Source organism: Streptococcus sp. 27098_8_70 (assembly GCF_041432215.1).
Lineage (GTDB): Bacteria > Bacillota > Bacilli > Lactobacillales > Streptococcaceae > Streptococcus > Streptococcus oralis_CP.
Map to the genome: position 1 here is coordinate 190,514 of NZ_JAPVZD010000002.1, position 9,529 is coordinate 200,042.

General features: G+C 38.7%; 5 protein-coding genes and 1 tRNA gene. All 6 read right to left on the reverse strand.

Annotated features, from left to right (window positions below; translation table 11 throughout):
- Window positions 1–14 precede the first annotated feature (14 nt).
- Window positions 15–1,895, reverse strand: a complete 1,881-nt coding sequence (locus O3655_RS06575) for a DUF262 domain-containing protein (RefSeq protein WP_371641252.1) — start codon at window positions 1,893–1,895, stop codon at window positions 15–17.
- On the reverse strand, window positions 1,889–3,199 hold the full coding sequence (locus O3655_RS06580) for a DUF262 domain-containing protein (RefSeq protein ID WP_049479442.1): 1,311 nt from the start codon (window positions 3,197–3,199) through the stop codon (window positions 1,889–1,891). Before O3655_RS06580 ends, O3655_RS06575 begins: the two co-directional genes overlap by 7 nt.
- Window positions 3,200–3,206: 7 nt before the next feature.
- Window positions 3,207–4,157, reverse strand: a complete 951-nt coding sequence (locus O3655_RS06585) for a YafY family protein (RefSeq protein WP_084944094.1) — start codon at window positions 4,155–4,157, stop codon at window positions 3,207–3,209.
- Window positions 4,158–4,266: 109 nt separating this feature from the next.
- Entirely contained in the window at window positions 4,267–4,788 is a 522-nt protein-coding gene (locus tag O3655_RS06590) for a DnaA ATPase domain-containing protein (RefSeq protein WP_000247995.1), read from the reverse strand.
- Between the two features lie 87 nt (window positions 4,789–4,875).
- Window positions 4,876–9,267, reverse strand: a complete 4,392-nt coding sequence (locus O3655_RS06595; RefSeq protein ID WP_371641253.1) for a PolC-type DNA polymerase III — start codon at window positions 9,265–9,267, stop codon at window positions 4,876–4,878.
- A 176-nt stretch (window positions 9,268–9,443) separates the two neighbouring features.
- Window positions 9,444–9,517 (reverse strand) — tRNA-Pro (locus O3655_RS06600).
- Window positions 9,518–9,529: the final 12 nt, after the last annotated feature.

Consider the following 9,529-nt stretch of genomic DNA (forward strand, 5'->3'; position numbering starts at 1 on the left):
AAGCTTGCTTTTAATTAACTATCACAAAAGTCGTGTACATATCTTTCCACTTCTTTTTCCATAGATTTAATCTCACAAATACCCCATTTATCATTCTTTTTCGTTATGGCAGCCATCATCTGTAATTTTAAACTCTGACGAGGAAAGATACCTTCTTCTTCCCATTGTTTTAATTTAGCTTCCGGATAGGAATTGCCAAACCTAGAGTTCTGACTATCGGTAATGATACAAAGATTCCCAAAGGAATGTAAAAACTCAGCAGATAATTTGCTCTCTCCATCATGTCCATTTGGATTCTGAGGATACCAATGTTCTATGGAGCGACGATAAGCAAATTTGAAATTATCAAAATTAATATCCTTGTACTCTTTCTCTAATTCGGCACGATTTTTCCATAAAACATAATCTACAAAGTTAAAAGCATAAACGGGAATTGCCCCATATTTCTTAATTCTTCTATCCTCAGTAAACAATCTTTCTTCTGCGTACGTCACTGCCATTTTTTCAAGAAATTTTTTAAAATAATCACCAAATTTTTGATCATTTAGTTCTTCAATATGTCTGTAGAGAAATTGTAAAATTTCATATAACCAACGACTATCACGATTGGCAGTGAAAGTCACAGCAAACATCGATTGCAAAAGAATGATGTTTTTGTTAATTTCCAAATCTGAAAATGTATTTTTAGTAAAGCGTTCCTCAACTATGTAATGCTCTTTTGCTTTTCCATTTGGTTGGTATTCATAATAAGTACCCTTCTGCAAAAACCACTCATCCTTATTTCTGCTTGAAGAATCCATATTTGAATTTCTAACGATGTAATTATCAAAAATATGTTTTATTTTAAGAAGAAATTCACTGAATTCAATAATCCAAGTCTTATTTTTATTTTTTATATCAAATAAAGTTAAAAGTTTCTTATCGTCTAACTGAATCTCACTGGTATCCTTACCTTCCCAAATTGCCAATACATGGAGTAGGAAGGTTGGAAAATCGATAACTTGGGTATAATCACCAAAATCTTTTTCTAATTCTATATTTTTTTCATTTATCTTTTTTCCTAATATATCTGATAACTTTCTTCTTTCGTTTTGATAAAAATCTATATCATCGTAAATATTATGGAATGAGTAATTTGAAAAGTGCCATCCAAAAATACGTTCACGTTCTTGAAAATTATCTGCTCTCTTCCGTCGCATCTTAAATTGACTTGATACCGGCTTATCAAACTCTGCACAGGCATCCCAAATTCTTGCAAACTTTTGCGCCATTTCTTGATCTGTACCGAACTTAGCCATCATTTGCGCCTTAAGAATCTCATGAGCTTCTAGTTGTTCTCCACGAGAGTTGAAACGTTCGAAATAAAGATTTAAATCTAAATCCTCAGGAAGTATACTCCGAAAAATGATGACATTCTCAAAAAGATAATCGACGAAAGACTGAGAATCAATACGGCGCTCCTCTAGCACTTTTTTCAATGCATCTTTAGCATATCCGTAGCCTCTAGTCAGCTCATTTTCATCGTCCTCTGAAATTTCTTGCTTGGTAAATAGATATTGAATATTCTCATTTGATTTCTTCCTAGCTGGGAATTTAAGATTGACAGCTTTCAATCTATCGAAACCAAACTCATGCTTCAAAGCTAAGGCAATCAAATTAAGAGCTGTTGTCCGTTGTTGCCCATCTATGATTTTGAAAATGTCCTTCTCTTTATTAACAACTAATGTTCCAATATAGTAATTGTCTCTATTTTCTTGAAAAGCATCTGCTACGTCATTCAATAACTGTTCAATCTCATCATAAGTCCAAGCAAAATTTCTCTGATAAAGAGGAATAGCGTAGGTATCTTCATTTAACAAACGATTCACTGATAAACTTATATGTGTTTCTACCATTTATCTTTTTCCTCTTCTATAATCTTGTCCACAGTATAATTTTCAAATAGCTCTCTATCTATCTTGATCATGAAATCATTCGGAGTGACAGCATGAGATAAAAGTTGAAATAGCTTTTGAGCCTCTTTTTGTCTAAACCTTCCACCAGCAGCGTATTTCCCTACCGTTGCATCATATATTGCTTTAGACTTAACTCTAGGGTAATAAGACCAAATAAACAAGGTCTCTACTATCTCTTTTGATAGCTCATCTTTTCCAAATCTATCTGCAAAAAGCGAGCAAATATTTAGGAATATATTGTGACACTTGAGGTAGCGTCCTTTTGAGCTATTGTAAATATTCAACATACCTTCTGGGTAAGCTAGATTTTTTTCTTCTCCCTCTGACTCATTGGAGACTCGTAACTTTTTATTTAAAACTTTTTTATGCTCTTTAATGGTAAAATGGACCGATTCAATATACTCAAAAAATTTACTTCCATCAATGATTGGCATAGTAATGGACATGGGGAGTTTTTCAATATGACGATACAATTCTAGATATGGAAAGTTCTGATTCAAATCAACGCCTTTAAAATCGTCAATAAAATCCTCTGTAAAACGGAGATAAGATCCATAACGTTTGTTTGTTAATCCTGTCTCTCCTCGCGACCAACGTCTCATACGGAAAAGATGTTTATCAAACAACTCTTTGAGACTTAAATCTTTATCTTCTACAAATTGCTCCCATTTTTCAACAATCTTTTCATCTTCGAAATCTTGCTTGCGAAGATGATAGGCTTTGAGCAAATCATGAGGTTCTAAAGATTTTCCACGATTATTCTGAGAATCAAATAGCTGAAAGGCCTCTGATAATCGTTCCTGTGGCATAGTAATCACGGAGACAGAACAATTTTCCAATAAAAAATTGCAAATATCTTTTGCCTGATTTTCACCAACCAATTGAGTTAAATTTTCCCACTCATTATAATTTTCACTCGCATGATAGCAAGATAGCTCTCCAAATTCAGCACTCAGCAGTTGATTAGCACCCTTATAATTCTCTAAATCATCTAATAAATGAAGAAACAAGGAAATAGAAATTAGCCGTTGCTGTCCATCGACAATATCTAAGTATCTATCATTTTCATGCAAGATAACGGAACCAATCTGATATTCCTTTTTCCCCATAGCATCTCGTAAATCATAAAAAAGATTACGGATATGTTTTCTGTTCCATTTATATGGTCTTTGATAAGAAGGAATTCGCAAATTCCCTTTTTTCAATAGTTCTCCAACCTTTTTAGAAGTAAATTGAATAGTCATTTTATCCTCATCTATATTTATCTATCATTTCTTTAACTGTTTGCTTCATATCCTCTACTAAAATTCGAGGAGACAAAACAGTAACTGCTTCCCCTTGCCCCAGCAACCAGCGTTTAAGCCCCGGTGTGTGCTGACTTTCAAACTTAAAATGAGTCCAATCGCCATTTTTCCCAACTATTTTTGCATTTGGAAATTGATCCATCACAATCGTCGGATCGTACAAATACTCGATTTCAATACTGATTTTCTTCCCGATAAAAGCATCTACTCTCTCGTTACGAATGTCACCATCCCTAAATTTATCTCGATAAGAAATAGAGGGTTTCTCTATACCACTAAGAGACCATGACTGGATGCGGTCTACTCTTAAAGTAATATAAGTAGCATGTTTCAACTGGTAAACAACTAGATAGAAATAATGACTATCATAATAAAGAGAGACTGGCAAAACAGTCTGCCTCTTAGAAGATTCAGAATAAGGTTTTTGATAGATAATATCTAGAACCTGTTCATTCATAATGGCTTCTGATAAATTCCAAATTTTCTCTATTCTATTTTGTTGATCCGTTAAGGGAGCATAGTTAAGCTTTTCACTGCCAATAATCTGCTCAATTTCTTTCTGATCATCACGGGGAACTAAGACAAGTAATTTATTTAGTAAGCTAGCAATTTCTGGTCTGTTCAGTGCTCGATTTTCCAATAAAATCTTTGAAATAACGAGAATATCCTTTTTATTAAAAACTGACTTACTTGCTAAACAATACTTATTCGTTTTACGATTATAAAGCAAATCTCCACTATAACTGGTGTTACTAGATAAAATATCACGGAGTAGTGAAAAATCTCTCTGTATCGTCTTTTCGCTAACCTCAAATTCCTGAGCCAATTGCTTTTTTCCTAACGGAGTCCCAAACTGTAAACGTAAAAAAATCGTTAGCAGTCTCTCTTGATCATTCATTTGCAATTTCCTTCTACATATTATTCAAACAATATTATTTCCAGTACATTTTTATCACTTCTATAGTCTAACTAGCACTTTATATTCAAAACGATTAAAGCAAAATAAACTAGCCCTTAGATGATTTCAACTGTACCACTATGCCAGATTCGAAGAACTCAACTACGGATTCAGCCATATTTTTTAAGTCTTCGGGTAAGCAGTCTGAATATACAATGAAGAGTTTGCTTCTTTTCTTATTCTCTTTGAATTGCTGCATCCAGTATTCCTGTACCCTTTGATCAGCCTCTCCCAAGAATTGAACTCCATCCAGAAAAATCAAATCATACTCTGTATACTCCATTTGCATTTTTATCCATTGACTATGTTTAGAAAAAATCAAATTATCTCTCACTCGATAATATGCAAGTGATGCTATTGGAGTAGCAGGTTTTATTTTAGTTAACGTATAAAACAAATGCCATCTGTCAGTCTCTGAAATACCGCAAATGTAAATACATTGAGAATCTTCTTTTAAGTCTATTTGTGGAAATCCGGTCCAATCACTCCCATCATCTTTCAAGCCTTTTTCAAAATTATAAATTTCCTCTTCAATTGACACATTAGAATTTAAAATTTCTTGATTCACCATATTATACTCTCTTTTCTTTTATTTTTAAGAGAATTATAACAAATCAAGTGGACATTTTTTGTCCACTTGATCAAAATAAGCAATTTTTTAAAACAAATCATCAAACAAACTCAACTGGTTGTCCTCTGGCATATTGCCGAGAATCCCCATTTCATCCATCTTTTCAACCAAGGTTGATGAAAGTCCACCACGCTTGCGCAGTTCTGTCTTAGAGAGGAACTCACCCTCTTCACGCGCACGCACCAACTGCTTAGCAACGTTCTCTCCCAGACCATCCATTGCTACAAATGGTGGGATAAGAGTGTCTCCGTCAATGATGAATTCAGTCGCATCACTACGATAGAGGTCTAACTTGCCAAACTTAAAGCCACGTTCCCACATCTCATTGACAATCTCAAGAGTGGTATAGAGGTCAATTTCCACATTAGAGGCTTCATTGTTCTTCCGTTTTTCAGCGATTTCTTCCATTCTGCGCTTGATGGCGTCCAAGCCCGCACCCATGGTCTTGATATCAAAAGCCTTAGCGCGGATTGAAAAGTAAGCACAGTAGTAATAAATGGGATGGTGAACCTTGAAGTAGGCTACGCGCAAGGCCATCATAACGTAGGCTGCCGCATGGGCTTTAGGGAACATATACTTGATTTTTCCACAGGACTCGATATACCACTCTGGCACCTTATTGGCCTTCATGGCTTCGATATAGCCATTTCGCTCCTCTTCTGAAATCTTCAACCACAAGCCCTTACGTACCCGTTCCATGATGGTAAAGGCCATCTTAGGCTCGAGACCCGCATGCATGAGGTAAACCATGATGTCGTCCCGACAACCGATAACAGTCGATAGGTCCGCAATTCCTTGCTTGATCAAATCCTGGGCATTTCCCAACCACACATCGGTACCGTGGGATAATCCAGACAACTGAAGCAATTCCGCAAAGGTCGTCGGATGCGTTTCGTCTACCATCCCACGTACAAAGTTTGTTCCAAACTCTGGGATTCCCAGCATGCCCGTCGGCGTTCCGATTTGCTCAGGTGTTACCCCTAGTACATCTGTCCCAGAAAAGAGAGCCATAACACCTTCATCATCCATAGGAATTTCATTGGGGTCAATCCCAGACAAGTCCTGAAGTTTCCGAATCATGGTCGGATCATCATGTCCCAGTACATCGAGTTTGAGGACGTTCTCATCAATATCGTGGAAATTAAAGTGAGTGGTCTGCCATTCAGCCGTCACATCATCCGCTGGATACTGGACAGGCGTAAAGTCGTAAACATCCATGTAGTTAGGAATAACAACGATTCCCCCTGGGTGTTGTCCTGTTGTCCGCTTGACACCGGCAGCACCTTGGGCAAGACGTTCCACCTCTGCATCACGATAAAACTTCCCATAGTCTCTCTCATAGCCTTTTACAAATCCATAGGCAGTCTTAGCAGCTACCGTACCAACCGTTCCTGCACGGAAGGCATATTCTTCACCAAAGATATCACGCACATCCAAGTGGGCGCTAGGCTGGTCTTCTCCCGAGAAGTTCAAGTCAATATCGGGAACCTTGTCTCCATCAAAACCAAGGAAGGTTTCAAAGGGAATATCCTGTCCATTCTTACTGAGTTTGTGACCGCAGTTTGGACAATCCTTATTGGGCATATCAAATCCTGAACCATAAGAACCATCCGTGATAAATTCACTGTACTGACACTGGCTACAAACATAATGAGGAGAGAGAGGGTTAACCTCCGTGATCCCAATCATGGTCGCAACAAAACTGGACCCGACAGACCCACGAGAACCAACCAAGTAGCCCCGTTCATTGGAACGTTGCACCAGCATCTGCGATGCCAGATAAATCACGGCAAATCCATTCCCCAGAATGGAAGTTAATTCTTTTTCAATCCGCAAATCGACAATATCTGGCAGCGGATTTCCATAAATCTCAAAGGCTTTCTTATAGGTCAGCTCAGCGACCGTTTCTTCCGCCTTGTCAATGAAAGGTGTGTACAAGTCACCCTTAACAACCTCAACAGGTTCAAAGATATCTGCCAAGGCATTGGTGTTTTCAATGACTAATTTGCGTGCTAAATCTTCTCCCAAGAAAGCAAATTCATCCAACATTTCATTGGTCGTTCTAAAATGAGCCTTCGGTAGCGGTGCTGGTTGGGCATGTTCACCATGACCGATGGTTCGGTTAATCATAGCCCCCTGGCCCAAACTACGGACAATAATTTCACGGTAAATCTCTTCTTCCGGTTCAATATAGTGGACATTTCCCGTAGCCAAAACAGGCTTGCCAAGACGATCTCCAACCTCTATCAAGCTCTTGATAATGGTCTGAAGTTCCTCCATATCCTTGACCTGCTCCTTGGCAATCAAGGGAGCATAGATAGCTGGTGGCATGACCTCGATAAAGTCATAATACTTGGCCACTTCAACCGCCGCATCCACACCTTGGGAAACAACTGCATCAAAAACTTCACCCTCTGAACAAGCTGATCCTAAAATCAAGCCCTCCCGATGGGCATCTAGAACCGTTCTCGGAATCCGTGGCACCCCTTCAAAGTACTTGGTATTGGACAAAGAAACCAGCTTAAAAATATTTTTTAAACCAACTTGATTCTTGACATAGATGGTCGCATGCTTGATCCGAGCTTTTTTATAAGAGTCTGGACTAATCAAATCAATATTCAGTCTAGCCAGATCAGTCACACCATGTTTTTCGGCCACCTCTTTGATAAAGATAAAGAGCAGACGACCAGTAGCTTCCGCATCGTAGTTGGCCATGTGGTGGTGTTCAAGTGCCACACCAAAACGCTTGGTCAAAGGCCCCAAACCATGACGTTTATACTCAGGATAGAGATTTCTAGCAAACTCCAGCGTATCGATAACTGGCTGGCTAATCTTAGGCAGACCATGACGCTCATAGTTGACATTCATAAAGCCAACGTCAAAGGTAGCATTGTGGGCGACTAAGACTGTATCCTTGCAAAACTCTTGGAATTCTTGTAAAACTTGTTCCAGTGGTTTGGCATTTTTGACATGATCGTCTGTAATACCTGTTAATTCAGTAGTAAAGGCTGATAAGGGATGCCCAGGATTGATAAATTCATCAAATTCGGCAATAACATTTCCCTTATACATCTTAGAGGCCGCAACCTGAATCAGGTCATTATAGATGGCTGAAAGCCCCGTCGTTTCCACATCAAAAACCACATAGGTAGCTTCTGACAAGTCCATCTCCACTTCGTTGTAAACGATAGGGACACGGTCCTCCACAATATTGGCTTCCATTCCATAGATCAGCTGGATTCCAGCTTTCTTGGCCGCCTTATAGCCGTGTGGGAAAGATTGAACATTTCCATGGTCCGTGATGGCAACCGCCTTGTGTCCCCACTTAGCAGCTGTCGCAACGATCTCCTCTACCTCTGGTAAAGCATCCATGGTCGACATGTTGGTATGAGCATGAAACTCAACCCGACGCTCACCTTCTGGCATCAAATCCTTCCGCTCATAGTGAACAACTTCCTGCACATCCTGGACGTTCATGGTCAAATCACGTGTGAAGTTATTCATCTCCACATTCCCACGAACTCGGAGCCAAGAATTCTTCTTAATGATGTCAAACTTCTGAGCCTCTTCCTCATTCTTAACCCATTTTTGCATTGAAAAACTTGAAGTGTAATCCGTCATTTTAAAATTGATCAAAACGCGACCAGTTCTGGTCACCTTATGCTCCACATCAAAAACGACCCCTTCAAAGACCAGGCGATTTTCCTCAGTCGTCACGTCGATCATCTGGGTAACTTCAGCCTTATCTAGTTTAGGCTTGACCGCAGCCTTTTTAGCGTGAAAATCAAAGGCTGGCTTCTCTTCTACTGGAGGAGGAGCCATTTGTTCCAGTTGCTCCATAGCCCGGAGCGCTTCCTCATTGGCAGCCTGAACGATTTGTTCATTCTCGGTATGGAAGGCTTCCTCCTGCTCTTGTGTAAGAGCATCATTCTTTTCTATTTGACATACAAAAGCTGGAAAACCAAACTTTTCGAGTTGCTTTGCCAAATTAGGAAGATGATTCTTCTTAAAGTGCTCCTTATCAATCGCCTCTGAACCTTCAATAATGAGTTGATTTCCCTCCGCACGAACTTGCAAGTTCTGGTAAAGAGATTTAAACCCTTGACTTGCACACGGACCTTCAGAAAAAGCCTCTCTATAGTAGGCTTGTAAGAGTTCATTTGAAAATTCTAGAGAGAGAACCTTGATTTCGAAAACAGCTCGATTCCCTGTCTTAGAAAATTCTTCACCAAGCCCTTTCTTTAACTCTAAAAAGATTTCAATCGGTAAAATATTAGAAAATACAAAATGAAATTCCCAAATCTTACTAATTTTATGAACCACAACACGCTCAATTCTGGCATCAACAAGAGCAGGATCCTGCTTTAAATGATCAGAGATTCCTAGTTGATTCATTAAAATTTCAAACTTACTTGACATTCATTTTCCTCACATTATTCTCTTACTATTTTACCATAATTAAAGAAAATATATGACTAGTACCATTCCTTAAGCACTGCTAGTTTACACAAATTTATTCCGTAAACAAAAAAGAAGACTCTCAGAATCTCCTTAGTAAATAAAAAAAAGATACCCTAAAGTATCCTCGTAATCGATCGGGAAGACAGGATTCGAACCTGCGACACCTTGGTCCCAAACCAAGTACTCTACCAAGCTGAGCTACTTCCCGCGTTAAATAAAA

Bases quoted from the DNA above. Each gene is read 5' to 3' on its own strand.
- O3655_RS06575 (WP_371641252.1), bottom strand. From the start codon at position 1,895: ATGGTAGAAACACATATAAGTTTATCAGTGAATCGTTTGTTAAATGAA.
- O3655_RS06580 (WP_049479442.1), bottom strand. From the start codon at position 3,199: ATGACTATTCAATTTACTTCTAAAAAGGTTGGAGAACTATTGAAAAAA.
- O3655_RS06585 (WP_084944094.1), bottom strand. From the start codon at position 4,157: ATGAATGATCAAGAGAGACTGCTAACGATTTTTTTACGTTTACAGTTT.
- O3655_RS06590 (WP_000247995.1), bottom strand. From the start codon at position 4,788: ATGGTGAATCAAGAAATTTTAAATTCTAATGTGTCAATTGAAGAGGAA.
- O3655_RS06595 (WP_371641253.1), bottom strand. From the start codon at position 9,267: ATGTCAAGTAAGTTTGAAATTTTAATGAATCAACTAGGAATCTCTGAT.